Genomic DNA, 26523 nt, shown 5'->3' on the forward strand with positions numbered 1-26523 from the left:
CGATCAGTACCTCAGCGCTGTTCCGGCCGGTCCGGACCGCGCTCAAGTACTGATCGACGGGAAGCGGGCCGCCCGCATCCCGACGCGCGGGGCGCCCGGGATCAGGCGCCGGTGCTGGCCCGGGCCGCCAGGCGCGACGGCAGGCGGGGGGCGACGCCGTAGCCGTCGGCGCCGGCGAGCACCCCGGCCAGGCGCTGCGCGGCGGCCCGGCCGAGCTCCTCGGCGGGCAGCGCCACGCTCGTCAGCGCCGGCGCCGTCACCTGCGAGTACGGCAGATCGTCGAACCCGGCGACGGCGATGTCCCCCGGCACGTCCAGCCCGAGCCGGTGCGCGGCGGCGAGGACGCCGTAGGCCATCGTGTCCGCCGCCGCGACGACCGCGGTCGCCCCGCCCGCCCGCCAGCGCGGCAGTGCCTCGGCGCTGACGTCGGCGGCCGAGTCGAGGGTCAGCCCGGCCCGGGTGCCGTCGTCGAGGACCCGCAGGCCGTGCTCGGCGGCGACCCGGGACAGCAGCTCGCGGCGCACGGTGAAGGTGGCCGAGGGCGTCGACCCCTCCAGGTAGGCGATCGTCGTGTGCCCGGCCGCGGCGAGGTGCGCGACCAGCGCGCGCACGCCCGGCTCCAGGTCGAAGGTCACCGTGGCCGCGCGGCTCTCGAAACCGGGGGCGTCCATCAGGACCATCGGCGGGCCGCCGGGCTCGAGGTCGTCGAGGAAGGTCGGCGACGGCGCGTGCACCAGCAGCCCGGCCGGCCGGAACGCCGCGACCCGGCGGACGTCGTCGGCGCCGGGCTGTTCGCCGCCCTCGATCACCGACAGCATCAGCGGGTGCCTGCTACCCAGCGCCGCCCGGATCCCGGTGGTGACCCGCCCGAAGTAGGGGTTGGGGAGATCGGGGGCGAGCAGCACGACGAGGTCGGTGGTACCGCGGGCGAGCGAGCTCGCCGCGTGGTCGACCACGTAGCCCAGCTCGTCGACCGCGGCCCGGACCCGGTCGGTGATCACCTCCGACACCCGCCCACGCGACTTGCCGTTCACCACCAGCGACACGGTGGACACGCTCGTCCCCGCCCGCCGGGCCACCATCGCCGCCGTCACCCGCCGGCCCACCGGTCCTGCCATTGGGCGAGCGTACCCGGACGCGCCACACATCAAGCGCTTGACGTCATGCGCTTGACCAGTCACAGTCGACACGTCCGGAGCCCCGGACGGCCGCGACGACGAGGTAGGACACCGGAGATGACCGAGAAGATCGTCCTGGACTGCGATCCGGGCCACGACGACGCGATCGCGCTGCTGCTCGCCCACGGCGACCCGCGGATCGAGCTGCTCGCCGTCACCACGGTCGTCGGGAACCAGACGCTGGACAAGGTGACGCGCAACGCACTGTCGGTCGCGACCCTGGCCGGGATCACCGGCGTGCCGTTCGCGGCCGGCGCCGACCGCCCGCTGCTGCGGGAGATCGCCGTCGCCGCCGACATCCACGGCGAGTCCGGGCTGGACGGCCCGGAGCTGCCCGCCCCGGCGTTCACCACGGTGGACACCCACGCCGTGGACCTCATCGTGGAGACCGTGCTCGCCCACGAGCCGGGCACGGTCACCCTCGTCCCCACCGGCGGTCTGACCAACATCGCGCTCGCCGCCCGGCGCGCACCCGAGATCGTCGGACGGGTCAAGCGGGTGGTGCTGATGGGCGGCGGCGTCGCCGTCGGCAACCGGACCCCGGTGGCCGAGTTCAACATCGCCATCGACCCCGAGGCCGCCGCGATCGTGTTCGAGGCGGGCTGGGAGGTGGTCATGGTCGGGCTCGACCTGACCCACCAGGCGCTGGCCGGTCCCGAGGTGCGCCGCGCGATCCGCGCCGTCGGGACCGGCCCGGCGCGCTTCGTCGACGAGCTGCTCGACTTCTTCGCCGCCACCTACCGCGACGTGCAGGGCTTCGACGCCCCGCCGGTGCACGACCCGTGCGCGGTCGCCCACGTCATCGACCCCACGATCGTCCGGGCGTTCCCGATGCCGATCGTCGTCGAGACGGCGGGTCGGCACACCACCGGGATGACGGTCGCCGACCGGCGCGGTCCGGCCCCGCAGGGGTGCCGCACCCACGCCGCGCTGGAGCTCGACCACGCCCGCTTCTGGGAGCTGGTCGTGGACGCGCTGCGCGCCATCGGCGACCCCGCGCCCGCCCTCCTCGCCGCGACGGAGCAGATCGCATGACCACCCCCGACCGCCGCCCGGTCGTCACGCTCGTCGTGGCGGTGCTGGCCGCCTGCGTGGCGTTCCAGCTCAACGCCTCCATGCTCAGCCCCGCGCTGGTCACCATGGCCCGTGAGCTGGGCACCGACGACGCCACCGTCGGCCTGTCCCAGACGATGTTCTTCACCCTTGCGGCGATGTTCTCGCTGTTCCTGCCGCGGCTGTCCGACATCGCGGGGCGCCGCAGGGTGCTGCTGGTGATGCTCGCGGTCATGCTGGTCGGCAGCGTCGTCGCCGCCCTCGCCGTCAGCGTGCCGATGCTGTTCGCCGGTCGGATCCTGCAGGGCATCACCGGGCCGGTCGTCCCGATCTGCCTGCTCATGCTGCGCAGCGAGATCGCCGACCCGCGCCGCTACGGGGTCGTGCTCGGGCTGATCACCGCCGTCAACGGCGGCGTCGCCGGTCTCGACGCGCTGCTCGGCGGCTGGCTGGCCACCCACCACGGCTTCCGCTCGATCTTCTGGGTCATCGCCGCGGTCACCGTCGTCGCGCTGGTGCTCGTCGCCGTGTGGGGTGTGGAGTCCCGCCCCTCGGAGGGCGCCCGGATGGACTGGCGCGGGGTCGTGCCGCTGGTCGTCGCGGTCGGTGCACTGCTGCTGGCCTTCGACGAGGCCGCCGCGCTGTCCGACGCGAGCTGGGGTCTGGTCGTCGGGTACGCGCTGCTCGCCGTCGTCGCCGCCGTGGTGTTCTGGCGGCTGCAGGGCCGCACCGCGCAGCCGCTCGTCGCACCCGAGGACCTGCGCCGGCGCGCGACCTGGGCCACACTCGGCACCACGCTGCTGACCATGACCGGCGTGTTCGCCGTGGTCAACGGCCTGGTCGCCTCGATCGCCCAGAACCCCACGGCCGGGTTCGGGCTCGGCGCGGACCTCACCGCGCTGGCGCTGCTCGCCCCCTACGCCCTGATCGGCTGGCTGGTCGGGCCGTTCGCCGGTCGGCTGGCCCCGGTGCTCGGCTACCGCACGGTGCTGCGGGTCGGGCTGGCCGGCAGCGTCGTCGCCACCGTGCTGCTGGCGGTGGTGGGGGTGCACTCGTTCCCGGTGCTGGTCGTCGCGACGCTGCTGCTCGGCATCACCTACGCCGGCATCGCCAACATCATGCTCAACGGCCTGGGTGTGCTGCTCTCGCCCGCCGACCGGCCCGGCATGCTCCCCGGGCTCAACGCCGGCGCGTTCAACCTGGGCGCCGGGATCAGCTTCGTGGTGCTGCCCGCGGTGCAGGTCGCCGTCGGCGGTGTCGAGCAGACCGGGGTCGGCGGCTACGCCGCGGGCATGGGCGTCGGGGCCGCGTGCACCGCGGGCGCGTTCGCGCTGTCGCTGCTCATCCCGCGTCCGGCCGCGGCCGAGACCGGCGCCGCACACGACGCGGTGGACGCCCGATGAGCCGGGTCCTGGTCGTCGGCTCGCTCAACGCGGACCTGGTGGTGCGCACCGAGCGCTTCCCCGGACCGGGGGAGACCGTGGCCGGGGAGGACCTGACGGTGGGCCCCGGCGGCAAGGGGGCCAACCAGGCCGTCGCCGCCGCCCGGCTCGGGGCCGGTGCCGGGGTCGGCGTGGGCATGGTCGGCGCGATCGGCGACGACGACCACGGCCGCACCGTGCGCGACGCCGTCGCCGCCGCGGGTGCCGACGTCGACCGGGTCGCGGTGCGGGCCGGCACGGCCACCGGCACCGCGGTCATCACCGTCGACGCCGCGGGCGACAACACGATCGTCGTCTCGCCGGGGGCCAACGCCACCCTGGGGCCGGAGGACCTGCCCGCCTTCGACGACGTCGCAGTGCTGACGCTGTGCCTGGAGATCCCCACCCCGACGGTGCTGGCCGCCGCCCGGGCCGCCCGCGCCGCCGGGACCACCGTGCTGCTCAACCTCTCGCCGTACGCCCCGGTGCCCCCGGAGCTGCTCGACGCCACCGATGTGCTCGTCGTCAACGAGCACGAGGCCGCGCTGCTGGGGGAGCACCCGGTGCCCCGGTCGGTGGTGACACGCGGGGCCGCGGGGTGCGAGGTCCACGACGCCGACCGCGATACGGTGTCCACAGTGGAAGCGATGCGGGTCGAGCCGGTGGACACCACCGGCTCGGGCGACGCGTTCCTCGCGGCCGTCGCCGTGCGGCTCGCCGCCGGGGACGACCTGGTCGACGCGGCCCGCTATGCCGTGCGCGCCGGTGCCCTCGCGGTGACCGTCGCCGGGGCGCAGCTGCCGCCCGTCGGCGACGACGAGCGCATCCGCTTCGGGCTGTAGGCCCCACGAACGCCGGTGTCCCGGCCGGACCGCCATCCGGCCGGGACACCGGTTCCCGTCCCGCCGGGTTCCGGGCCGCGGCCGGTGTCCACGCGGTGTGTCGCCCGGCCCGGAGCATCCGGCCTAGAGCACCCGTCGCGGAGCATCCGGCTCGGAGCGCCCGGATCCGAGGGCCGGGCTCAGAGGACGGTGAGCGTGATGGTGTCGCCCGGTTCGGCGTCGCTGCCCGCTCCCGGGTCCTGCCCGATGACGCGCCCGTCGCGGCGGCCGAACGGGAAGCCGCGCTCGACGTCGACGTCGAAGCCCGCCTGGCGCAGCAGGTCCGCGGCCTCGTCGGCGCGCATGCCGATCACGAACGGCACCGAGGTGGGGCCCGGCTCCGCGGTGGGCGGCGTGGTCGTCGGGGGCGGGGCGGGTTCGGCGCCGCGACTGGTGACCAGGGTGACCGCCGCGCCGCTCGCCAGCCGGGTCCCGGCGGGCGGGTCGGTCCGGATGACCGCCCCGGCCGGCACCTCGGTGCTGTACTCCGCCGCGGTCGTGGACTGCACCGGGGTCAGCCCGGCGCGGCGCACCGCGTCCTCGGCGGTGGCCACGGCGCTGCCGGCCGGCACGTCGGGGACGGCGGGCCGGCCGGTGGAGACGACCAGGGTGACCGTGGTGCCGCGCAGCACGCGGGTCTCCGGCGCCGGGTCGACCTGGGCGACCCGGTCGGGGGCCACCTCGTCGTCGGCGCGTTCGGTGACGGTCGGGGTCAGGTCGGACTCGGCGACCAGCGCGGTCGCCTGCTCCCGGTCCATGCCGGTGACCGCGGGCATCGTGGTCCAGCGGCCGGACCCGAGCCACCAGGCGCCCGTCCCGGCCAGTGCGGCCAGCAGCAGGAGCAGCACCATCCACAGCGCGAATACCCGGCGGCCACGACGGCGGCGCCCGGCCAGCTCCTCGCGGGTCATCGGCTCCGGCTGACCGGCGGGGGTGACGGCGGTGCCGTGCGCGCCGCGGGCCCTGGTCTGCACCCGGGTGCCGCCGGGGCCCGGCGCGGCCGCGTCGAGCGGCCGGTGCCGCAGCGGTCCGGCGGGGAGGGTGGCGCCGTCGTCGGGGGGCGGCGGGCCGGGCGGTCGCGGCGTCGCGGTCCGGGGCAGGCCCAGCCGGTCGGCCATGTCCAGCAGCTCGCGGCGGAAGTGCTCCGCGTCGACCGGGCGCTGCTCCGGGTCCCGCGAGGTGGCCCGGGCGACGAGCGCGTCCACGGCCGGTGGCAGGCCCGGGACCAGCGCCGACGGCGGCGGCACGTCCTCGTTCACGTGCCGGTAGGCCACCGACAGCGGGTTGTCGGCGGTGTAGGGCGGCTGCCCGGTCAGCATCTCGTAGAGCACGACGCCGGCGGCGTAGACGTCGCTGCGGCCGTCGGCGCGGCCGGACACGACCTGCTCGGGGGAGAGGTAGGCCATCGTCCCGAGGATCATCCCCGCGTGGCTGACCCCGGCCTCGGCGGCCGCGGTGAGCAGGCCGAAGTCGGCCACCTTCACCTCGCCGCCGGAGGAGATCAGCACGTTCTCCGGCTTCACGTCGCGGTGCACCATGCCGAGCCGGTGCGCGCGGGCCAACCCGGCGAGGACCGGCTCCAGCACCCGCACCGCGGCGGGGAGCCCGAGTGCGCCGCGGGCGCGCAGCACGTCGCGCAGGGTGCCGCCGTCGACCAGCTCCATGACGACGAACAGGCTGGCCTCGCCCAGCGGGCCCGCCGGGACGGTGCCCCGGTCGTAGACGGCGACGACGCACGGGTGGTCGATCCGCGCCGCCAGGCGGGCCTCCCGGTCGAACCGGGTGCGGAAGGCGTGGTCCCCGGCCATCCTCGGGTCCATCACCTTGATCGCGACGGCGCGTTCGAGACGGGTGTCGGTGCCGTGGTGCACCGTCGACATGCCGCCGCGGGCCAGCACCGGGCCGACCCGGTAGCGACCGTCGAGCAGCACCTCGCCGGGGCCGTCGGCGGCGAGCCGCCCGGCCCCACCCGGGGTGCCGGGGGCGGCCGGACCGGACGGTGAGCTCATCGCGGGTCAGGTTACCGGTGGGGATCCCGGCGCTCGTGCAGGTGGTCGGCGCCGGGGCCGCCGTGCCGGTCGGTGCGGTGGGCGTCGCCGCCGCCCGGGGCGGTGTGGGACAGTGTCCGGCTGTGAACGAGTCCCTCTCCGCCGCTGTCACCGAGGAGACGCTGAGCGTCGCCGAGGTGGCCGACCGCCTGTCGATCCCCGTCTCCCGGGTGCACCAGCTCGTCCGCGACGGGCAGCTCCTGTCCTTCAAGGAGGGGCACGACGTCGTCGTCCCCGCGGCGCTGCTCGACCGGGACGGCGTCGTCCGCGGGCTGCCGGGCACGATCGTCGTCCTGCGGGACGGCGGCTACGACGACCACGCGATCCTGACCTGGCTGTTCAGCGAGGAGGAGTCGCTGGACGGCGCCCCGATCACCGCGCTGCGCGCGGGCCGGCACAAGGAGATCAAGCGCCGCGCCCAGGCCATGGCCTTCTGACCGCCGCCCCGCGGTCTGACCGGTGCCCTGCGGGGCGCGGCCCGTCAGGCGCGGGCGCGGTGGACGCGGTCGCGCGCCAGCTGGCTCCCGCGGGCGGCCAGCGCCCGGCCGAGCCGGGGCAGCGCGACGGCGGCCCGGCGCCGGTTCGACACCGCGACCCGGCGGGTCAGGACGTCGTAGCCGGCGTCGGCGATCTCGTCGAGGATCTCCGCGTACAGCACCCGGGCGGCGCCGACGCAGGCCCGCGACACCCGCTCCAGCATCGGGATCCCCGGGTCGGCCCGGCGGTAGGTGGCCCGGGTCCGGGCGACCAGGTGGGCCAGGGCGCGGCGGATCCGTGGGTCCGGGCGCCCGGTGCGCCGGCTCCAGGCCAGCAGCTCCCGGTCGACCCCGAACGCGGCGAGCTCGTCGGCGGGCAGGTACACCCGGCCGCGGTCGAGGTCCTCGCCGACGTCGCGCAGGAAGTTCGTGATCTGGAACGCCACGCCCAGCAGCGCGGCGTGCGGCTCGGCCTCGGCCCGCGGCACGACGGTCCCGAGCACCGGCAGCGTCTGCAGCCCGATCACCGCGGCCGAGCCGTGCACGTAGACGGCCAGCTCGTCGTCGGTGGCGTAGTCGGTGACGGACAGGTCCATCCGCATCGAGACCATGAAGTCCCGGAACAGTGACGCGTCGAGGTCGTGGCGGCGCGCTGTCTCGGCGACGGCGATGACCTCGGGCCTGCTGCCGGGCAGTGGCGCGCCCGCCAGCGCGGCCGCCAGCTCGGCGTCGAGCGCGTCGAGCCGGGTGTGCGGGTCCCCGCCGCCCGCGCCGTCGGGGTCGTCGACGATCTCGTCGGCGAAGCGCGCGAAGCCGTAGAGGGCGTGGATGTCGACCCGTCGCTCCGGGGGCAGCAGCCGGGTCGCGAGGAAGTAGGTGCGCCCGTGCTCGGCGTGCAGCGCCCGGCAGGCGGCATAGGCCGCGCGCAGCTGCGGGTCGGTCAGGCCGGCGGCGTCGAGCTCGACGCGCCCGGCCCGCTCAGCCGCGGACGGCCGCATCGTCGGTGGGCGGCTGGGTCGCGGGCCCTGTCGCGGGTTGTGTCACGGCCGGGGCCGGGGCCGGGGCCGGCGACGGCGTGCTCCGGCGCAGGCCGAGCGGGTCCGGCCGCAGCAGCGACACCGCGGCCAGGACACCGGCCAGGGCGCAGGCCAGCAGGTAGTGCGGCACGTAGAGGGCGGTCTCGCCGTCGGGGAAGTACACGATCATCAGCCAGATCGAGCCGAACACGACCCACTGCAGCCCGCGGGCGCTCCACGGGGTCATCGCGAGCAGGCAGAACCCCCAGCTCAGGTACCACGGCAGTGTGGTGGGGGAGAGGACCGCGGCCAGCGCGAGGGCGATCGCCGCGTTGCGCACCGCGACCCGCGGGTCGTTGCGGCCGCGCCACCACAGCAGTGCGATCAGTGCGGCCATCACCAGCGCGCCGATGAACCGGAACGTGTCGACGAACGCCTGGGAGTTCACCTCCTCGGCGAACATCCCGGCCACGCTCGCGGTCGCCTGCCCGACGGCGGTCGGCACCGACAACCAGTTCACGATCATCGAGGGGGCGCTGAGCGCGGGCAGCCAGCCCAGCCCGAGACCGGTGAGCCAGGTGGCCCCGCCGAACACGACGCCGAACACCGCCACCGACGGCACCCCGGCCCGGACCAGCCGCGACCAGAACCCGCCGGAGAGCTTCGCCGCCCACACGAGCACCAGGAACGGCAGCACGATCCCGGCCGAGGCCTTGACCGCCATCGCCAGCGACGCGACGACGATCGCCCACACGAACCGCTCCCGCAGCGCCAGCAGCGCCGCCAGCGGCAGCAGGCCGACGACCAGCAGGTCGTTGTGCACCCCGCCGACCATGTGCACGACCATCACCGGGTTCGCCACCGCCAGCCACAGCGCGACCGCGGGACGCCCGCCCAGGCGCCGGGTCAGCGCGGGCAGCACCGCGACGAGCAGCAGCAGCCCGGTGACCAGGCTCAGCCGCATCAGCACGACGCCGAGCAGCACGTTCTGGCCGGCGAGCAGGACCACGCCCTGGGCGAGCAGGATGAACAGCGGCCCGTAGGGGGCGGGGGTGTCCTGCCAGAAGAAGTGGACGTTGTCGGTGAAGATCCCGCCCATGGTGTCCGGCCCGACGACGTACGGGTCGTACCCGGCCAGCGGCAGCGCGCCCTGGGCGAGGTAGCTGTAGGGGTCGCGGGTGAACAGCGGCGCCGTGACCAGCATCGGCAGCATCCACACCGCGGCCGTCGTCAGCACCGCGCGGCCGCCGGCGCTGCGGGCGAGCACGGCGCGGCCCAGCCGCACCCACGCCCACACCATCAGCACCAGGCCGACGTAGATCACGATCGTCGCGAGCATCGCGCCGTGGCCGTAACGCCAGAACGACAGGGCCGAGTTGCCGATCACCGGGTCCCGCATCGGGATCCCGCCGCCGCCGAACGAGCCGAGGAACATCAGCACGGTCCCGGCCAGCCCCAGCAGCAGGATGCCCCGCGGCGGCGAGCCGAGCCGCTCGACCGGACCGGGCCCGGCGGGCCGCGGGGTGGCGGGCGGGGGCAGGACCCGGCCCGCGCCGGGGGCCGGCGTCACCGGTTCGGGAGCCGCCGGGCGGGGGAGCGGGGGCGAGGGCTGAGCCGTCATCGTGTCCGTGTGTGCTGGTCGGGCGTCGTCCGGGGTCATGATTCCACGCCCCTCGACGCTCCTACTCGGCGCCCGCCCGCAGTGGCCGTCGTCAGTGCCGACCCTCAGCGACCCGTGCGTGCCCCGACCCCGTGCCCGGCGCGCTCGGCCGGGCGCGGACCGGTGATCCGCTCCGCCGCCAGCCGCCCGGAGATCAGCACCGGCGGGATCCCGACGCCGGGGGTCGTGCCGCACCCGGCGAGCACCGCGTTCGCCGTCCCGCGGACCAGGTTGCGCGGCCGGAACGGGCCGGTCTGGGCCAGCGTGTGCGACGCCGAGAACGGCGTGCCCGCCGCCATCCCGGCGGCCGCCCAGTCCTGCGGGGTCCACATCCGGGTCCAGCTCGGCTCCGCCGAGGAGTCCACCAGGCCGCGGTCGGCGAGCACCCCGAACAGCTCCTCGGCGTAGGCCGGGCCGACCCGGTCCCAGTCGATCCCGGGCGCCACCGCGGTGTTCGGGCAGGGCGCGAGCACGCTCATGACCTCGCGCCCGTCGGGCTGCAGCGACGGGTCGGTCAGCCCGGGCCGGGTGACCAGCAGCGACGGGTCGGACATCAGCCGGCCCTCGTCGATGATCTCGCGGAAGGTGCCCTCCCAGGAGCCGCCGAAGGAGATCGTGTGGTGGTGCTGCGCGGTGCCCGGGGCGGGGGCGGGCATCCCCGCGTGCACGACGACGGCGCTGGGCGACCAGCGCAGCCCGACCGGGCGTCGCGGCGCCCCGCCGAGCAGCGCGTAGGCCGCGGGCAGCTCGGGGGTGAGCACGACCGCGTCGCACGGGGTGCGCGACTCGTCGGTGCCGTCGGGGCCGGTGTGCCGGACCGCGGTGACCCGGTCGCCGGAGCGGTCCAGGCCGGTCACGGTGCGGCCGTAGTGGATCTCCGCGCCCGCGTCGGCGGCCGCGCCGGCCAGCGCGGTCCCCATCATCCGCATGCCGCCGCGGGGGAAGTACACGCCCGCGATCGTGTCCATGTAGGCGATCACGCCGTAGGCGCCGAGCGCGTCGCGCGGGGAGACCCCGGCGTAGAGCGCCTGGAAGGAGAACACCCGGCGCAGTCGCTCGTCGGGCAGGAAGCGGTCGATCCGCCGCCCGAGCCGTCCGAACCCGCCGAGCGCGGCGAGCCGGGCCAGGTCGGGGCCGAGCAGCGACAGCGGCGAGTCCATGTTCGCGCCGATGAAGTGGTCCATCTCGGCGCGGTAGAGGTCGGTGAGCCAGCGACGCAGCCGTCGGTACCCGGCCGCGGAGTCCGGGCCGCAGGTCTCGCGGATCTCGTGCTCCATGGCGGCGGCGTCGGTGTGCACCGCGATGGCCGAGCCGTCGGCGAACTCGGCCCGGTAGGCCGGGTCGAGCCGGACGAGGTCGAGCCGGTCCGCGGTGGTCTCGCCGACGGCGGCGAAGGCGGAGTCCAGCAGCTCCGGCATGGTCAGCACGGTCGGGCCGGTGTCCAGGGCGTAGGTCCCGTGGGCGTCGGTCACGTCGAGCCGTCCGGCGCGGCCGCCGGGGACGCTCTCCCGCTCGACGACCGTGACCCGGCGGCCCGCGCCCAGCAGGTGCAGCGCGGTCGACAGCCCGGCCAGCCCCGCCCCCACGACGACGACGTGGTCGGAGGGCCCCTCGATCCGCCGCATCCCGCTCACCACGCCCGTCGGGTGGCGCGCTCGGCCAGCTCGAACAGGTGCGACCGGCCCGGTTCGGCGACCGGTGCGGAGTCGAGCGCGTCGAGCGCGGCGCCGGTGAGGGCGGCGATCCGCTGCTCCACCGACTGCACCGCGCCCAGCTCGGACAGCGCGGAGCGGGCCCGGTCCAGGCTCGCGGCGTCCAGGTCGGGGTCGCCGAGCGCGGCGAGGACGACGTCGGCGGCGGCCCGGTCCCCGCGCTGCTCGGCCCGCTGCAGGGCCGCGGCGACCAGCAGGGTCCGCTTGCCCTCGCGCAGGTCGTCCCCGGCGGGCTTGCCGGTGACCCGGGGGTCGCCGAACACGCCGAGCAGGTCGTCGCGCAGCTGGAACGCGACCCCGATGTCGGCGCCGTAGCGCCGGTAGGCCGCGACGACCCGCGGGTCGGCCCCGGCGATCGCCGCGCCCAGGTGCAGCGGCCGCTCCACGGTGTAGGCGGCGGTCTTGAAGCGGTCGATGGTCAGCGCGGTCGACTCCGCGGTGTCCCCGGAGGCCTGCGCCAGCACGTCGAGGTACTGGCCGGACAGCACCTCGGTGCGCATCGCCCGCCACGGCTCGGCGGCGCGGGTGTGGGCTCCCTCGGGCAGCGGTGCGGCGTGGAACATGTCGTCGGCCCACACCTGGGCCAGGTCCCCGACGAGGATCGCGACGGCGGCACCGAACCGGGCCGGCGGGCCCGACCAGCCGTTCGCCGCGTGCATCCTGGCGAACTCCACGTGCACCGTCGGCCGGCCGCGCCGGGTGGAGGAGGCGTCCATCAGGTCGTCGTGGACCAGCGCGCACGCCTGGATCAGCTCCAGCGCCGCGATCGCGCTCAGCACGCCCTGGGCGTGCGGGTCGGCCGGGTCGCCACCCGCGCCCCGCCAGCCCCACCAGGCGAAGGTGGGCCGCAGCCGCTTCCCACCGCCCAGGACGAACCCGGCCAGCGCGTCGGCGGCCTGTACGACGACCGGGTCGATGCCCGACACCTCGGCGCGCCGGCGGTCCAGGTACCCGGCCAGCACCCGTTCCACGTGCTGGGGCAGCGCGTCGTCCAGGGGGGCCGGACCGGTCGTGGACGGGCCGGGGGACCCGGACGGACCGGACGGTGCGGACACGGGGGAGACGGGGTCTGCCACGTCGACCAGGCTATCGGTGCGCCGGGGACCCGGCCCGTCGATGCGGTGGTGGTGCACGTCATGGCCGCTCGGGGGCGGTGCGGACCCTTCGGCGGACGACCGGTGGGTCCTGCGCCCCGTAAGGTCGTCGCCGTGACGACGAGTTCCGCATCCACGGTGACCGAACGGATCAGCGTCGACCGCCCCTTCTTCGCGGTGGAGTTCTTCCCGCCGAAGGACGACCAGGGCGAGGCGGAGCTGTGGCGCGCCATCCGTCGCCTCGAGGTGCTGGACCCCGCCTACGTCTCGGTGACCTACGGCGCGGGCGGCTCCAGCCGCGACCGGACCGTCCGCACGGTCGAACGGATCGCCACCGACACCACGCTCTGCTCGATGGCGCACCTGACCGCCGTCTCGCACTCCACCGACGAGCTGCGCCACGTGATCGGGTCGCTGGCCGCCGCGGGTGTCCGCAACATCATGGCGCTGCGCGGGGACCCGCCCGGCGACCCGCTCGGCGAGTGGGTCGCCCACCCCGAGGGACTCGAGTACGCCGACCAGCTGGTCGCGCTGATCAAGCGGTCCGGCCCGTTCTGCGTGGGCGTCGCCGCGTTCCCCTACGGCCACCCGCGCTCGGCCGACCTCGACGCCGACACCGAGCGGCTCGTCGGGAAGTTCCGGGCAGGGGCGGAGTTCGCCGTCACCCAGCTGTTCCTGGAGCCCGAGGGCTTCCTGCGGCTGCGTGACCGGGTCGCCGCCGCCGGGTTCGACCAGCCGATCATCCCCGGCATCATGCCGCTGACCTCGGAGAAGACCTTCCGCAAGGGTCCGGAGCTGTCCGGCTCGCCGCTGCCGGGAGCACTGGTGGAGCGGCTCGCGCCCTACTCCGGCGACGCGGCGGGGTTCCGCGCCGCGGGGATGGAGGTCACCGGCGAGCTGTGCGAGCGGCTGCTCGCCGAGGGCGTCCCCGGGATCCACTTCTACTGCCTCAATCGGTCCACGGCGACGACCGAGCTGGTCGAGCGGCTCGGGCTGGCACCGCGCCATGAGGGGGCCCGGCACTCCACCCCGGCCTGACCCCGCGCCGCAGCGCCCGTGCCGGTCCGACGGCCGGGCCGGTGGTCAGGCCGGGCGCACCAGGTGCAGGTCCGGGGCCGGTCGGGCGCCCGTCGGCCCGACGTCGGCCCAGGTCGTCTTGCCGCCGCGGTGCGGGCGCACCCCCCAGCGCTGTGCGAGCCGGCCGACGATCTGCAGCCCGCGCCCGCGGGTGGCGGTGGGGTCGTGGGGCTGCTCGCGTCCGCGGACGACCGAGCCGTCGCGGACGCGCAGCCGCACCGCGCCGTCGCGCACCCGGGCGGTCACCAGCATCGGGGTGTGCGCGTGGTCGATGCCGTTCGCGACCAGCTCGTGCAGCACGAGTGCCGCGTCGTCGAGGGTCGAGTCGTCCACCAGCGGCGTCAGGAACCGCGTCAGCTCGTGCCGGGCCGCGCGGCACGCGGCCGCGTCGGGCTCCACCCTCAGGGTCCAGGACTGCGCGGTCACGGCCCGCCCCCTCCCCGTCCTGTCGGGTCGTGCCACCCGACCTGAACGGGTTACCCGATGTGCCCCCCTCGCACACGCGCGCGGTCACCCACCCGTGGGCCGCCCGGAGCGGGTACGGTCACAGATCCGACGCGTAGAGCCAACTGCGCGTGCCCGCAGCTGCGAGCACGACGTGGAGGCTCCGCTTGCGCATTGCCGTCATCCGTACCCCCGAGGTCCCGAGAACGTGCGGCGCGGGAATCACCGCCGCCTCGCTGGCCGCCGCCGGGCACACCGTCCGGGTGTTCACCGACGTCCCCGACGACCCGGACCTGGTCGCCCGGGCCGGCAGCGACGCACTGCGCGTACAGCCGTGGGACGCCGGGCAGGACACCGCACTGGCCGCGGCGTGGTCCGACGACCCGCCCCAGGTGGTGCACGCGATCGGTCTGCGCGCCGGGGTCGCCGCCGCCGCGACCGGGGTGCCGGTGGTGCAGGTCTACCCGCCCGACACCCCGGGCCCGGCCGTGGTTCCCGCGGCCCGTACCTGGTCGTCGCCGGAGGTGGCCCGGGTGCTGGCCTCCAGCGAGGAGCAGCACACCGCCCTGCTGCGCCACGGGGTGCCGCGGGCGGCGTTGCGGACCGTGCCGACCGCCGTCGACACCGACGCCTTCACCCCCGACGGCCCGGCGCTGCGCCGGGGCGAGCGGCCGCGGCTCCTCGCGGTCGGCTCGTTGGCCGACGGTGCCGGGGTGGACACGGTGATCCGGGCGCTGGCCCGGATCCGCACCGCCGAGCTGCTGGTCGCCGGCGGCGCGGCGGGCCAGGACCCCGACCGCGCGCGCCTGTTCGGCATCGCCCGCGAGGCCGGAGTCGCCGGACGTGTCCGGTTCCTCGGGCCGGTCGAGGGTGACCTGCTCCCGCGGCTGCTGCGCTCGGCCGACGTCGTGGTCGCCGCGCCGGAGCACGACGTCGGGGTCGGGGCGGTCCTGCAGGCGATGGCGTGCGCGCGACCGGTCGTGGCGACAGGGGTGGGCGGGCTGCGCGACGTCGTCGTCGACGGGGTGACCGGGATGCTGGTCCGCCCGGCCCGGCCGGCCGAGCTGGCGGTCGCGCTGCGCGGCGTGCTCGGCGACGACGCCCTGCGCGTCGGGTTCGGGATCGCGGGCCGGGACCGTGCGGTGTCACGGTTCGACCGGGTGCGGATCGCCCAGGCCCTGACCGCCGTCTACGGCGAGCTGGTCGGCGAGCCGGTCGTCGAGCCTTCCGAGGACGACGACCCCGAGGCCCGCACGCCGGTGGGCGCCCTGGGCTGACCCGGCGGCCGTGCTCCCCGGCACCTACGCGGCTCCCTGGCACCTACGCGGCGTCGCGGATCGCGCACGCACCGTCGGTATGGGGCTCGGTGTCCGGTACCGCCTGCGCCGTGCGAGTGGTCATCCGCGTGACTGGTGAGCGACGCTAAGCATCAGCTCCTACCGTGATCGGCATGCGCACAGCCGACGATCAGTGGGACATCACCAGCAGCGTGGGCGCCACCGCCCTGGCCGTCGCCGCGGGGCGGGCACTGGAGACCCGCCGCCCCGACCGACTGGTCGACGATCCGTACGCCCAGCGGTTCGTCGATGCGGCCGGGACGCTGTCGGCCGTGCCGCAGGACCCGGACGACCCCGCCGACCCGTGGGTCGTGCAGGCCGGCTACCAGGGCGTGCGCTCCCGCTTCTTCGACGAGGCCCTCACCGGCGCCGGGACGACCCAGGTCGTGCTGCTCGCCGCGGGACTCGACGCGCGGGCCCTGCGGCTGCCGTGGCCCGCCGGGACCACGGTGTTCGAGGTCGACCAGCCGAAGGTGCTGGACTTCAAGGACGGGGTCGTCGCCGAGGCGGGGATCACGCCGACCGCGCGCCGGGTCACCGTGCCGGTCGACCTGCGCCACGACTGGCCCGCCGCGCTCACCGCCGCCGGTTTCGACCCGGCCCGGCCGACCGCCTGGCTGGCCGAGGGGCTGCTGCCCTACCTGCCCGCCGACGCCGAGCAGCTCCTGTTCGAACGGGTGCACGCGCTGTCGGCGCCGGGCAGCCGGATCGCCGTCGAGCACTTCGGCGACCAGGTGGAGCGGATCGCGGACGACCCGTCGTTCCGGGTGGCCGCCCAGGAGATGCTGCCCGGCACCGACGTCCGCGAGCTGTTCTTCGCCGAGCCCCGGACCGAGCCCTGCGACGCCTGGCTGCGCCGCCACGGCTGGACGGTCACGGCCCGTACGGCCCGCGACGTCGCCGCGGACTACGGGCGACCGCTGGGCGGCACGGCCGTCGACATCCTCGGCGCGACGACGCTGCTGTGGGCCGACCGGCCCTGAGCGGCGGGCTCAGCGCGCGGCGCGGGCGTCGACGAGCAGGGCGAGGTGCAGCGTCGTCCGCACCTCGGGGTCGGTGAGGTCGAGGTCCAGCAGGGCGGACAGGCGGCGCAGCCGGGCGTAGGCCGCCGGGCGGCCCACCCCGAGCCTGCGGGCGACGTCGGCGACGACCCCGCCGGCGTCGACCAGGGCCCACAGGGTGTCCCGGGCGTCGGTCCGCGCGGCCGCGGGCAGTGCGCCCACCGGGCCGAGGACGTCCGCGGCGAAGCCGAGCAGATGGGGGTCGTCGCCGAGGCGGTGCACCAGCCCGCGCAGCGCGGGCACCCGGACGGGGCCGCGGCCGCCGGTCGCGGCGTGGGCGGCCGCGTCCTCGCGGGCCCTGCGCAGCAGGTCCGGCAGGTCGGCGACGGAACCGGGCCCGGCCGTCGCCGCGGCCACCGTGGCGGGCAGCGCGGCGAGCAGCGGGCCGCCGTCGCCGGGGACGAGCACGACGAGCTCGCCGGGTGCGGGGGAGGCCACCGTCGCCGCCGGTGCGACGACGGCGAGTGCCGCCTCGAGGCCCTGCTCCGGGGGGTGGTCGCCGGTCGCGCGCAGCGCCACCACCGACAATCCGACGGCGGTGTCCAGCCCGGCGGCGCGGGCGCGCACCGCCAGCCGTCCTGCGTCGGACGGGACCGCGGCGGCCAGGTCGGCGACCAGCGCGTCGCGGGCGGCGCGCAGCAGGACCACCGGGTCCGGGTCGAGCAGCGACACCGCGTCCGCGGCGGCGTCGAGCACCGCGCGGACCCGGTCGGCGGTGCCCGGCGTCGGCCGTGACGGCACCGTCAGCCGCCCCCACCGCGCGCCCGGCCGCCCGACCGGCGCGGTCGCCCAGCCCTCGGGCCCGGCGGGCCCGGCGAGGCGCGAGCGCGCCACCCAGTCCCGCAGATCCGGATCGCCCGCCGTGAGCAGGACCCGGTGCGCGAGGTCCTCGCACACCACGGGCGCGTCGATCCGGCGGGCCAGCTCGTCGACCACGCGCTCGGGCCCCACCCGGTGCAGGGCGAGCGACCGGAACGCGGCCTCGGCGCCCGGCGGCCCGGGGAGGTCGTCGCCGCGGTCGACGATCTCCCCCAGCACGCCCGCGACGATCTCGGCGAAGCGCACCGTGCGGCGCAGCTCCACCAGTGGGAACCCGGCCGCGCGGGCGGCCTGCACCAGCCCGGCGGGTAGCGACGGCAGCTGCTGCCCGATCTCGACGACCAGCCCGACCGCCCCGGCGGCCCGCAGCGCGTCGACGTAGCGGGCGGGGACGGTGGTGGGGTCGGCCACCGGCATCCCCACCGACAGCACCAGCACCCCCGGGGGCAGCGTCCCGGCCGGGTCGGCGACCTCGCTGACGTGCACCCAGCGCACCGGGGTACCCAGCGCCGCCCGCCCGGCCCGGACGGCCGGTGCCCCCGCCCGGACCTCCGGACGGGCCAGCACGTCGGCGATGGTCGGGTGCACCGGGGATCCACTCCGTTCGCCGGAAGGCTCGGGACGATACGGATCGTATCCCTGACCGGAGCACTCGCGGCGCCGACGATCGGAGGTGTCCACGCCGCTACCGAGGGAGCCCCACGTGACCGTCGTCGAGAACCCGACCCGGACCGAGGCCGGTGCCACCCCGGACGCGCCCGCCCTCTCGCCGCACGCCGACGCGGCGGGCCGGCACCTCTGGATGCACTTCGCCCGGATGCACGGCCGCGACGGCGCGAACCCGATCCCGGTCATCACCCGTGGCGAGGGCGTGCACCTGTGGGACGACCGCGGACGCCGGATCCTCGACGGCCTCGCCGGCCTGTTCGTCGTCCAGGCCGGGCACGGGCGGCGCGAGCTGGCCGAGGTCGCCGCCCGGCAGGCGTCGGAGCTGGCGTTCTTCCCGGTCTGGGGCTACACGACCCCACCCGCGGCCGAGCTCGCCGAGCGGCTGGCCCATCTCGCCCCCGGCGACCTGAACCGGGTCTTCTTCACCTCCGGCGGCGGCGAGGCCGTCGAGAGCGCCTGGAAGGTGGCCAAGCAGTACTTCAAGCTCCGCGGCCGCCCGCTCAAGCACAAGGTGATCTCCCGGGCGACGGCCTACCACGGCACCACGCACGGGGCGATGGCCGTGACCGGGCTGCCTGCGATGAAGAAGGACTTCGAGCCGCTGGCCCCCGGCGGGTTCCGCGTGCCCAACACCAACCTCTACCGCCACCCCGAGTTCGACGGCGACGCCGAGGCGCTGGGCCGCTGGGCCGCCGACCGGATCGAGGAGGCCATCGCGTTCGAGGGCGCCGACACCGTCGCCGCGGTCGTGCTGGAGCCGGTGCAGAACTCCGGCGGCTGCCTGACCGCGCCGCCGTCGTACTTCGCCCGGGTCCGCGAGATCTGCGACCGGCACGACGTGCTCCTCGTCGCCGACGAGGTGATCACCGGCTTCGGCCGCCACGGCGTCCCGTTCGCCAGCGCGAAGTTCGGGTTCACCCCGGACATCATCACCTGCGCGAAGGGCATGACCTCGGGCTACGGGCCGCTGGGCGCGATGATCGCCTCGGAGAAGGTGATCGAGCCGTTCCTCGCCCCCGGCGTGACGTTCCCGCACGGCTACACCTGGGGCGGGCACCCGGTCTCCGCCGCCGTCGCGCTCGCGAACCTCGACCTCATGGAGCGCGAGGACCTCTACGGCAACGTCGCGTCCCACGCCGACGCGTTCGGCGCGACCCTCGGCCGGCTCCGCGACCTGCCGATCGTCGGTGACGTCCGCGGCGACGGCTACTTCTGGGCGATCGAGCTCGTGCGCGACCGGGAGACCCGGGAGACCTTCGGCCCGCAGGAGCGGGAGCGGCTGGTGCGCGGCTTCCTCCCCGGTGCGCTGTTCGAGGCGGGCCTGTACTGCCGGCCCGACGACCGCGGGGACGTCGTGATCCAGCTGGCACCGCCGCTGATCGCCGGCCAGGCCGAGTTCGACGAGATGGAGCAGATCCTGCGGCACGTGCTCACCGAGGCGGCGGAGGTCGTATGAGTTCGTAGGGACCCGCCGCGTCGGGTTGTTGACCAACCGGCGGGTAACTAGGTTGAACGCGCAGGCGCCGCACCGCGGCGGGGCATGCGACGGGGGGCTCCATGACGACCGACGACCTCACCGGCGGACGCGAGGTCGTCGTGACCCAGGCCCGGTCGCACACCGAGCGCGGCATCCTGCGGCGCTGGGCCGAGGAGCACCACCCGGGCGCGAGGGTCGTCGGGATCGGGCCGAACGGCGAGGTGCCCTCCGCCCTGGGGGAGGCCCTGCACGGCGACGACACCGTGATCGTCCCCGCCCGCGTGGCCTGGGTGACCCCCGAGCCGGAGGACAGCGGCGCGGTCGGCAAGCTCACCGGCCTCGCGACCTCGGCCGTCATGCGGATGGCCTGGTCGCCGCTGCACCCCTCGATGGCCCGGCACCGCCCGGACGCGGCGCGGGTCGTCGTGGGGGAGGCCGCGACCGTCGCCGACCTGGTGTCGCGGTTCGTCGCCCAGGAGAGCGGGCGGCCCGGCAGCAACGGCTTCACCCGCTTCGTCGCCCGCCAGGCCGTGCTGGCCTGCGACCGGGCGGAGCGGCGGATCCTCGGCGACCGCTACAAGGTGCCGCGCCGGATGGTCGAGCAGATCACCTCCTCGTCGCGGTTCGCGGCGCTGGTCGACCGGCTCGCCCGGCAGACGGGCACCCCGGCCGCCGAGGTCGAGCAGCGCCTGGAGTCCTGCCTGCACGAGATGGCCGCGGTGCAGAGCCCGCCGGCGATCGACGTGTTCCGGGCGATGATGGGCCCGATGCACTCCAAGGCCTGGGACGTGCAGGTCGACGAGTCCGGGCTGGAGCGGCTGCGGGAGCTCAACAAGGAGCACGCACTGGTCTTCCTGCCCAGCCACCGGTCCTACGCCGACCCGCTGCTGTTCGCCGAGGTGCTGCACGACCGCGACTTCCCGCGCAACCACGTGCTCGGCGGCAACAACCTGTCGTTCTGGCCGATGGGGGCGCTGGGCCGCCGGGCCGGGATCGTGTTCATCCGGCGCACCTTCGGCGGGGACACGATCTACAAGGCCGCGATCCAGGAGTACCTGGGGCATCTGCTCGCGAAGCGCTTCAACCTGGAGTGGTACATCGAGGGCGGCCGCAGCCGCACCGGCAAGCTGCGCAAGCCCCGCATCGGGCTGCTGCGGTACCTGGTGTCCGCGCTGGAGGAGCGCCCCGAGCTCGACGCGATCCTGGTGCCGGTGTCGATCGTCTACGACCAGCTGCACGAGGTCGGTGCGATGGCCGCCGAGCAGCGTGGGGCGGCGAAGAAGGCCGAGGGCCTGGGCTGGCTGCTCGGCTACTTCCGGGACCAGCGCCGCCACATCGGCACCGCCCGGGTGCGCTTCGCCGAGCCGTTCGCGCTGCGCCAGGCGCTGGCCGACGCCGGGCCGGGCCGGGCCCAGCTGGAGAAGGTCGCGTTCCGGGTGTGCGCCGGCATCAACCGGGTCACCCCGGCCACCGCGACCTCGCTGGCGACCTTCGCGCTGCTCTGGGCGCAGGACCGGGCACTGACCCTGCAGCAGGTCCGGGAGGTCGTCGCGCCGTTGGCGGACTACCTGGAGGCCCGCGGCATCCCGGTGCCGATCGCCGAGCTGCGGACCCGGCACGGCCTGCGGATGACCCTCGACCGGCTCGCCGAGGCCGGTGTCGTCACGATCTACGACGGCGGCACCGAGCCCGTCTTCGCCATCAGCACCGGCCGCCACCACGTGGCCGCCTTCTACCGCAACGGCGCGCTGCACCACCTGCTCAACCGGGCCATGCTGGAGATCGCGCTGCTGCGGGTGGGCGACGCCGACCCGGACGAGGACATCGTCGAGGTCGCATGGCGGGAGCTGGCCCGGCTCCGGGACCTGCTGAAGTTCGAGTTCTTCTTCTCCACCCGCCGCGAGTTCCGCGCCGAGATCATCGGCGAGCTCGACCTCGTCGACCCGCAGTGGCGGACCCGCGCGGCGGACCCGGCCGACGTCCGCGGTGCGCTGCGGCAGGCGCCGCTGCTGGTCGCGCCGGGTGTGCTGCGCTCGTTCTTCGACGCCCAGCTCGTCGTCGCGGACCGGCTCGTCGCGCTCGGCGAGGAGCCGATGACCGACGAGAAGGAGTTCCTGGAGGACTGCCTGGGCGTCGGCCGCCAGATGCTGCTCCAGTAGCGGGTCGACCGCGCCGACTCGGTGTCGCGTGAGCTGTACGCCACCGCCGTGCGCCAGGCCGACAACCGCGACCTGCTCGCCGAGCCGGAGTCCGGCGCGGCCGGTGCGCCGCTGGCCGACCGGCGCGCCGCCTGGCTGACGGAGGTCACCGCGGTCATCCACGATCTGGGACGGCTGGGCGAGCTGCAGCGCGCCCGCCTCGAGGTGGTCCTCGGTTCCGGCGAGACGACGACGGTCGCGGCCTCCGCCGCCGCGGGCGCCGTCGTCCCGCCGGCCGGGGCGCAACAGCGTGCGGAAGGGGACTCGGGTGTCGCCAGCTGACGGTGCGCGGGACGGGGACACCCGGGCCAGGATCCGGGCCATCCAGGAGGCCGAGCCCGGACCGGGCACGATCGCCTACTTCGACTACGACGGCACCGTCATCGACGGCTACTCGGCGGGCGCGTTCTACCGCCGACGGCTGCGTGAGTTCGACGTCGGCCCGGTCGAGATGGTGCGAACGGTGCTCTCGGGCATGCGTGGAATCCGCACCGACGACGACTTCAAGGAGTTCCTCGCGATCACCCTCGCGACCTGGAAGGGCCGTAGCGAGGACGAGCTGCTCGCGCTGGGCCGGACCCTGTTCCGCGACGAGATCGCGGCCGCGCTGCACCCGGAGGTGTGGGAGCTCGTCGCCGCGCACCGGGAGCAGGGCCACCAGGTCGTGATGGCGTCCTCGGCGACCCGGTTCCAGGTGCAGCCGATGGCCGAGGAGCTGGGCGCGGACCGCGCACTGTGCACCGAGCTGGAGGTGCGCGACGGCGTGCTGACCGGCCGCGTCGCCGGGACCTCGCTGTGGGGGACCGGCAAGGCCGACGCGGTGCGGGCCGACGCCGCGGCGCACGGCGTCGACCTCGCGGACTGCTTCGGCTACGCCAACGGCACCGAGGACGCGGAGTTCCTCTCCGCCGTCGGGCACGCGGTGGCCGTCTCGCCGACCGACTCGCTGCGCCGGCTCGCGGTGGAGCGGGGCTGGCCGGTGCTCGACTGCGCACCGCGGGGCGGGCTGTTCCCGAGCGTCGCCGACCTCGCGCGGACCGCGGTGTTCTACGGCGGCCTGCTGGGTGGTCTCGCGACCGCGGCAGGCGCGGGTCTGCTGCACGGCTCGCGGCGACGCTTCGTGGACATGGCCGCCGGGGTGGGGTCCGACGTCGCGTTCGGGCTGGCCGGTATCGACGTCGAGGTCAGCGGCGCGGAGCACCTGCACTCGGCGCGCCCGTGCGTGTTCGTGTTCAACCACCAGTCCAAGTTCGACGTGCCGCTGATGATGAAGCTCCTCCGCGAGAACTTCACCGGCGTCGCGAAGAAGGAGGCCGCACAGATCCCGGTGTGGGGCCAGCTGTTCTGGGCGGCCGACGTCGCGTTCGTCGACCGCGGCAACTCCACCGCCGCCCGCGAGGCGCTGCGCCCCGCCGTGGAGAAGCTCCGCGACGAAGGGGTCTCGCTGGCCATCGCGCCGGAGGGGACGCGCTCGGCGACGCCGCGGCTCGGCCCGTTCAAGAAGGGCGCGTTCCACATCGCGATCCAGGCCGGTGTCCCGATCGTCCCGGTGGTCATCCGCAATGCCGGCGAGATCATGTGGCGGGGTGCACAGACGATGCGCGGTGGCACCGTGCAGGTCGCGGTGCTCCCGCCGGTGGACACCTCGTCGTGGGTGCCGGAGGACGTCGGGAAGTACGCCGACCAGGTCCGCGACCAGTTCCTCGACACGCTCGCGGCCTGGCCCGAGCGGCGGATCGCGCAGGACGGACGCACCCAGGAGGACCCGGCATGAGTGACACTCCGCTGGCGTGGGGTTCGGTCCGCGAGATCTCGTCGTTCGAGACGATGATGTGGCGTGCGGAGGCCGACGACCCCCGGTTCCGCTCGCCGGTCCTCGCGGTCGAGCTGCTCGACATCCGGCCGGACTGGGACCGGCTCGTGGCCGCCGTCGACTGGGCGACGCGGATGGTGCCGCGCTTCCGCGAGCGGATCCGCGAGCCGCTCGGCGGGCTGGGCACGCCCTACTGGATCCACGACGTCGAGTTCGACCTGCACTACCACCTGCGCCGGGTGCGCATCCCCGGCGCGGGACCCGACTTCTGGCCGGAGCTGTCCTCGATCGCCGAGCAGTTCATGATGACGCCGTTCGACCGGGAGCGGCCGCTGTGGGAAGCGACCCTCGTCGAAGGTCTCCCGGGCGGTCGCGCCGCGTTCCTGCTGAAGCTGCACCACGTGCTCACCGACGGGATGGGTGTGGTCCAGCTGCTGTCGCAGCTGCACAGCCGCAAGCGGGAGCACGACGAGGAGAAGCCGCAGCCCCCCGCACCCGCCACCGAGACGCCCGACCCGCTGGCCGAGGTCGACCGGCTGGTGCGCCGTGAGGCCGGCATCGTCCCGGCGACGGTGCGCGCCGCGCGCGACGTCGTCGGCGCGCTGACCCACCCGCTCTCCGCGGCCCGCGACAGCGCGCGCTACCTGGAGTCCGCGCTGCGGGTGCTGTCGCCGCCGCCGGGCACCGGGTCGGAGCTGCTGCGCCCGCGCGGGACGTCGTGGCGGTTCGTCGCGCTCGACGTCTCCTTCCCCGACCTGCGGGCGGCCGCGAAGACGGTCGGCGGCTCGTTCAACGACGCCTACGTGGCCTCGCTGCTCGGCGCCTTCCGCCGCTACCACGAGGAGATGGGCCACCCGGTCCCCGGCGACGCCGTCCTGCGCACCTCGGTTCCGGTGTCGGTGCGCCGACCCGGGGACGCCGACGGCGGCAACCGGTGGGCGCCGGCCCGGCTGCGCGGCCCGATGGGCATCGCCGACCCGGCCGCCCGGCTGCGGGCGGTCGGTGAGCAGATGCGTGCGGCCCACGAGGAGCCCGCGCTGGAGAGCCCGGACGTCGTCGCCCCGCTGCTGGCCCGGCTGCCCGGACCGCTGCTGACGCTGGTGGCGGGCGGGTCGACCCAGGGCAACGACCTGCAGGCCTCGAACGTGCCGGGCCTGCGGGCGGAGGCGTTCCTGTGCGGGGCACGGATCGATCGGGTCTACCCGTTCGCGCCGCTGCCCGGCTGCGCGGCGATGATCACCGTCGTCACGCACGGCGAGCTCTGCTGCGTCGGGGCGAACATCGACGCCGCCGCCATCACCGACCGCGACACGTTCGCGCGCTGCCTGGCCGAGGGGTTCTCCGAGGTCCTCGCCCTGCACCCGGGGTCGGCCGAGCCGGTGGTGGTGGCGTGAGCGCCGTCCACGTCGGCGGGTCCGGCGAGCCGTTGCTGCTGCTGCACGGGGTGACGTCGTCGTGGCGGGCCTGGAAGCCGGTGCTGGCGATGCTCGAGGAGCACCACGAGGTCTGGGCGGTCACCATGCCCGGCCACCTGAACGGCCCCCCGATGCCCGAGGGCGAGTTCAGCATCGACCTGCTGGTCGACGCGCTGCTCGACCAGCTCGACGGGCTCGGCGTGCCCGAGCGCCCGCACGTCGTGGGGAACTCCCTCGGCGGCTGGGTCGCGCTGGAGCTGGCCCGCCGCGGGCGCGCCCGGTCGGTCGTGGCGCTGTCCCCGGCCGGGACCTGGGAGATGCCCGCCGACCTGTACCGGTTGCTCGCGAGCTTCCGGATCGGCGCGATGCTCGCCGGGTGGGCGCCGGTCCGGGCGCTCGCCTCGTGCGGTCTGATCCGCCGGCTGATGCTGCGCGCGCTGTCCGAGCGCACCGACCGCTTCACCCCCGAGGAGGTCGCCGAGCTGTTCGCGGACTTCCTCGGCTGCACGGTGCTCGACCCGCTGCTGTCCGCCGCGCGGATGGACAACGCGATGGCACCGTTCGAGGAGCTGCCCTGCCCGGTCCGGATCGCGTGGTCGGGCTCGGACCGCACGATCCCCTACAGCCGTTACGGGCGCCCCATGATGGACGCCGTGCCCGGCGCGGAGTTCGTCGTGCTGCCGGGGGTCGGGCACGTGCCGATGGTCGACAACCCGGCCCTGGTCGCGTGGACGATCCTGCAGCACACCCGCTACGAGGTGGCCTCGTGACCGGGCCGGCCGCCGGGTCGCCGGACGGGGCCGTGGACCTGGCCGCGGCGGTCGAGGGCTGGGCGCCGGAGCCGCTCGTCGGCACCGACGCGGTGTCCGCGTGGTCGGTCGCCGCGTTCTCCGGCCTGCTGGACCTCGACCCGGTCGCCGCCGAGGGCGACCCGCTCCCGCCGCTGTGGCACTGGTTCGCCTTCCTCGACACCCCGCCGACGTCCGCGCTCGGCGACGACGGGCACCCCGGCGAGGGTCGCTTCCTGCCGCCGATCCCGGACCGGCGACGCATGGTCGCCGGCGGCCGCCTGACCTGGCACGCGCCGTGGCGGGTCGGTGAACCGGTGACCCGCCGCCAGGAGCTCGGCCCGGTCCGCGTGAAGCAGGGCCGCAGCGGGCAGATGGCCTTCGTGACCACCCGCGCGGAGTTCCACCGCGGTGACACGCTCCTCTGCGTCGAGGAGCAGGACATCGTCTACCGCTCGCAGCCCGCGGGCACCGGGCGCGGGATCACCGCCCCGGACCCGGCGCCGCGTCCGGAGCACGAGTGGGGATTCACCGTGCCGACCGGCCCGGAGCTCCTGTTCCGCATGTCGGCGCTGACCTACAACACCCACCGCATCCACTACGACCTGCCCTACGTCACCGAGGTGGAGGGCTATCCCGGGCTGGTCGTGCACGGCCCGCTGTTCGCGCTGCTCGGCCTGGAGATCGCGCGACGCCACCGCCCGACGGCGTTCGTCCGCGGCTTCGAGTACCGCCTCACCGCACCGGCCTTCGCCGGCGCGGACGTCTGGGTCGGCGGGACCCCGGACGGGGACCGCATCGTCGTCGCCGCGGGATCGGACGGGGCACCGGAGTCGGTGCGGGGGAGCATCGAGCTGGCGTCCTGACCGGTCAGGTCCGCGGGGCG

At 75.7% G+C, this 26523-nt stretch carries 22 protein-coding genes; 14 read left to right on the plus strand and 8 right to left on the minus strand.

Annotated elements, in window-relative coordinates; genetic code table 11:
* Positions 1 to 101 precede the first annotated feature (101 nt).
* The gene (locus Ae331Ps2_RS19585) at positions 102 to 1118 is read right to left on the minus strand and encodes a LacI family DNA-binding transcriptional regulator (protein ID WP_075307240.1); all 1017 of its coding nucleotides are present in this window, start codon (positions 1116 to 1118) and stop codon (positions 102 to 104) included.
* Positions 1119 to 1235: 117 nt separating this feature from the next.
* On the opposite strand from Ae331Ps2_RS19585, the gene Ae331Ps2_RS19590 reads away from it, so the two are divergent.
* Genes Ae331Ps2_RS19590 through Ae331Ps2_RS19600 form a run of 3 tightly spaced genes read left to right on the plus strand, consistent with a single transcriptional unit; the run spans position 1236 to position 4494 of the window.
* Positions 1236 to 2213, plus strand: coding sequence for a nucleoside hydrolase (locus Ae331Ps2_RS19590; protein WP_075307238.1), 978 nt, complete (start codon positions 1236 to 1238; stop codon positions 2211 to 2213).
* On the plus strand, positions 2210 to 3634 hold the full coding sequence (locus Ae331Ps2_RS19595) for an MFS transporter (protein WP_075307236.1): 1425 nt from the start codon (positions 2210 to 2212) through the stop codon (positions 3632 to 3634). Before Ae331Ps2_RS19590 ends, Ae331Ps2_RS19595 begins: the two co-directional genes overlap by 4 nt.
* Positions 3631 to 4494: a ribokinase gene (locus Ae331Ps2_RS19600; protein ID WP_075307234.1), complete on the plus strand. Its 864-nt coding sequence runs from the start codon at positions 3631 to 3633 to the stop codon at positions 4492 to 4494. The genes Ae331Ps2_RS19595 and Ae331Ps2_RS19600 overlap by 4 nt, the downstream gene beginning before the upstream one ends.
* Positions 4495 to 4673: 179 nt before the next feature.
* Here the strand turns inward: Ae331Ps2_RS19600 and pknB are convergent, their stop codons facing one another.
* Positions 4674 to 6542 carry a Stk1 family PASTA domain-containing Ser/Thr kinase gene (gene pknB, locus Ae331Ps2_RS19605; RefSeq protein WP_083695770.1) on the minus strand — a complete coding sequence of 623 codons (1869 nt, stop codon included), beginning with the start codon at positions 6540 to 6542 and terminating at the stop codon, positions 4674 to 4676.
* Positions 6543 to 6664: 122 nt separating this feature from the next.
* Here pknB and Ae331Ps2_RS19610 point away from each other — a divergent pair, with 122 nt between their 5' ends.
* Positions 6665 to 7018 carry a helix-turn-helix domain-containing protein gene (locus Ae331Ps2_RS19610; RefSeq protein WP_139318765.1) on the plus strand — a complete coding sequence of 118 codons (354 nt, stop codon included), beginning with the start codon at positions 6665 to 6667 and terminating at the stop codon, positions 7016 to 7018.
* A 44-nt stretch (positions 7019 to 7062) separates the two neighbouring features.
* Here Ae331Ps2_RS19610 and Ae331Ps2_RS19615 read toward each other — a convergent pair whose 3' ends face one another.
* The 4 genes from Ae331Ps2_RS19615 to Ae331Ps2_RS19630 form a co-directional block, all read right to left on the minus strand.
* A complete protein-coding gene (locus Ae331Ps2_RS19615) occupies positions 7063 to 8055 on the minus strand; it encodes a phytoene/squalene synthase family protein (RefSeq protein WP_075307232.1) in 993 nt (330 codons plus the stop codon).
* Positions 8036 to 9694 (minus strand): polyprenol phosphomannose-dependent alpha 1,6 mannosyltransferase MptB, encoded by a 1659-nt coding sequence (mptB, locus tag Ae331Ps2_RS19620; RefSeq protein ID WP_170918289.1) that lies wholly within the window; start codon positions 9692 to 9694, stop codon positions 8036 to 8038. The genes Ae331Ps2_RS19615 and mptB overlap by 20 nt, the downstream gene beginning before the upstream one ends.
* A gap of 104 nt (positions 9695 to 9798) precedes the next feature.
* A complete protein-coding gene (crtI, locus tag Ae331Ps2_RS19625) occupies positions 9799 to 11358 on the minus strand; it encodes a phytoene desaturase family protein (RefSeq protein ID WP_075312029.1) in 1560 nt (519 codons plus the stop codon).
* A gap of 5 nt (positions 11359 to 11363) precedes the next feature.
* Positions 11364 to 12440, minus strand: a complete 1077-nt coding sequence (locus tag Ae331Ps2_RS19630) for a polyprenyl synthetase family protein (RefSeq protein WP_075312031.1) — start codon at positions 12438 to 12440, stop codon at positions 11364 to 11366.
* Positions 12441 to 12653: 213 nt separating this feature from the next.
* Here Ae331Ps2_RS19630 and Ae331Ps2_RS19635 point away from each other — a divergent pair, with 213 nt between their 5' ends.
* Positions 12654 to 13577 (plus strand): methylenetetrahydrofolate reductase, encoded by a 924-nt coding sequence (locus Ae331Ps2_RS19635; RefSeq protein ID WP_043277965.1) that lies wholly within the window; start codon positions 12654 to 12656, stop codon positions 13575 to 13577.
* A gap of 45 nt (positions 13578 to 13622) precedes the next feature.
* Here Ae331Ps2_RS19635 and Ae331Ps2_RS19640 read toward each other — a convergent pair whose 3' ends face one another.
* Entirely contained in the window at positions 13623 to 14042 is a 420-nt protein-coding gene (locus tag Ae331Ps2_RS19640; protein WP_158071506.1) for an ATP-binding protein, read from the minus strand.
* A gap of 185 nt (positions 14043 to 14227) precedes the next feature.
* On the opposite strand from Ae331Ps2_RS19640, the gene Ae331Ps2_RS19645 reads away from it, so the two are divergent.
* Positions 14228 to 15337 (plus strand): glycosyltransferase family 4 protein, encoded by a 1110-nt coding sequence (locus tag Ae331Ps2_RS19645; protein ID WP_075307226.1) that lies wholly within the window; start codon positions 14228 to 14230, stop codon positions 15335 to 15337.
* A 173-nt stretch (positions 15338 to 15510) separates the two neighbouring features.
* On the plus strand, positions 15511 to 16380 hold the full coding sequence (locus Ae331Ps2_RS19650) for an SAM-dependent methyltransferase (RefSeq protein WP_075312027.1): 870 nt from the start codon (positions 15511 to 15513) through the stop codon (positions 16378 to 16380).
* Positions 16381 to 16389: 9 nt separating this feature from the next.
* On the opposite strand, the gene Ae331Ps2_RS19655 is transcribed toward Ae331Ps2_RS19650, so the two are convergent.
* A complete protein-coding gene (locus Ae331Ps2_RS19655; RefSeq protein WP_075307224.1) occupies positions 16390 to 17865 on the minus strand; it encodes a PucR family transcriptional regulator in 1476 nt (491 codons plus the stop codon).
* A 115-nt stretch (positions 17866 to 17980) separates the two neighbouring features.
* On the opposite strand from Ae331Ps2_RS19655, the gene Ae331Ps2_RS19660 reads away from it, so the two are divergent.
* The 7 genes from Ae331Ps2_RS19660 (at position 17981) to Ae331Ps2_RS19690 (ending at position 26503) form a co-directional block, all read left to right on the plus strand.
* Entirely contained in the window at positions 17981 to 19402 is a 1422-nt protein-coding gene (locus Ae331Ps2_RS19660) for an aspartate aminotransferase family protein (RefSeq protein WP_075307222.1), read from the plus strand.
* 101 nt (positions 19403 to 19503) lie between these two features.
* The gene (locus tag Ae331Ps2_RS19665; protein WP_075307220.1) at positions 19504 to 21582 is read left to right on the plus strand and encodes a glycerol-3-phosphate 1-O-acyltransferase; all 2079 of its coding nucleotides are present in this window, start codon (positions 19504 to 19506) and stop codon (positions 21580 to 21582) included.
* Positions 21583 to 21603: 21 nt separating this feature from the next.
* Positions 21604 to 21903, plus strand: coding sequence for a hypothetical protein (locus Ae331Ps2_RS19670; protein WP_075307218.1), 300 nt, complete (start codon positions 21604 to 21606; stop codon positions 21901 to 21903).
* On the plus strand, positions 21890 to 23395 hold the full coding sequence (locus Ae331Ps2_RS19675) for an HAD-IB family hydrolase (RefSeq protein WP_075307216.1): 1506 nt from the start codon (positions 21890 to 21892) through the stop codon (positions 23393 to 23395). The genes Ae331Ps2_RS19670 and Ae331Ps2_RS19675 overlap by 14 nt, the downstream gene beginning before the upstream one ends.
* Complete coding sequence (locus Ae331Ps2_RS19680) at positions 23392 to 24828, plus strand: wax ester/triacylglycerol synthase domain-containing protein (protein ID WP_075307213.1); 1437 nt, start codon at positions 23392 to 23394, stop codon at positions 24826 to 24828. The genes Ae331Ps2_RS19675 and Ae331Ps2_RS19680 overlap by 4 nt, the downstream gene beginning before the upstream one ends.
* On the plus strand, positions 24825 to 25619 hold the full coding sequence (locus tag Ae331Ps2_RS19685) for an alpha/beta fold hydrolase (RefSeq protein ID WP_075307211.1): 795 nt from the start codon (positions 24825 to 24827) through the stop codon (positions 25617 to 25619). Before Ae331Ps2_RS19680 ends, Ae331Ps2_RS19685 begins: the two co-directional genes overlap by 4 nt.
* Entirely contained in the window at positions 25616 to 26503 is an 888-nt protein-coding gene (locus tag Ae331Ps2_RS19690; protein WP_083695774.1) for a MaoC family dehydratase N-terminal domain-containing protein, read from the plus strand. Before Ae331Ps2_RS19685 ends, Ae331Ps2_RS19690 begins: the two co-directional genes overlap by 4 nt.
* Positions 26504 to 26523: the final 20 nt, after the last annotated feature.

This window comes from Pseudonocardia sp. Ae331_Ps2 (genome assembly GCF_001932405.1).
In the GTDB taxonomy this organism is placed as follows: domain Bacteria; phylum Actinomycetota; class Actinomycetes; order Mycobacteriales; family Pseudonocardiaceae; genus Pseudonocardia.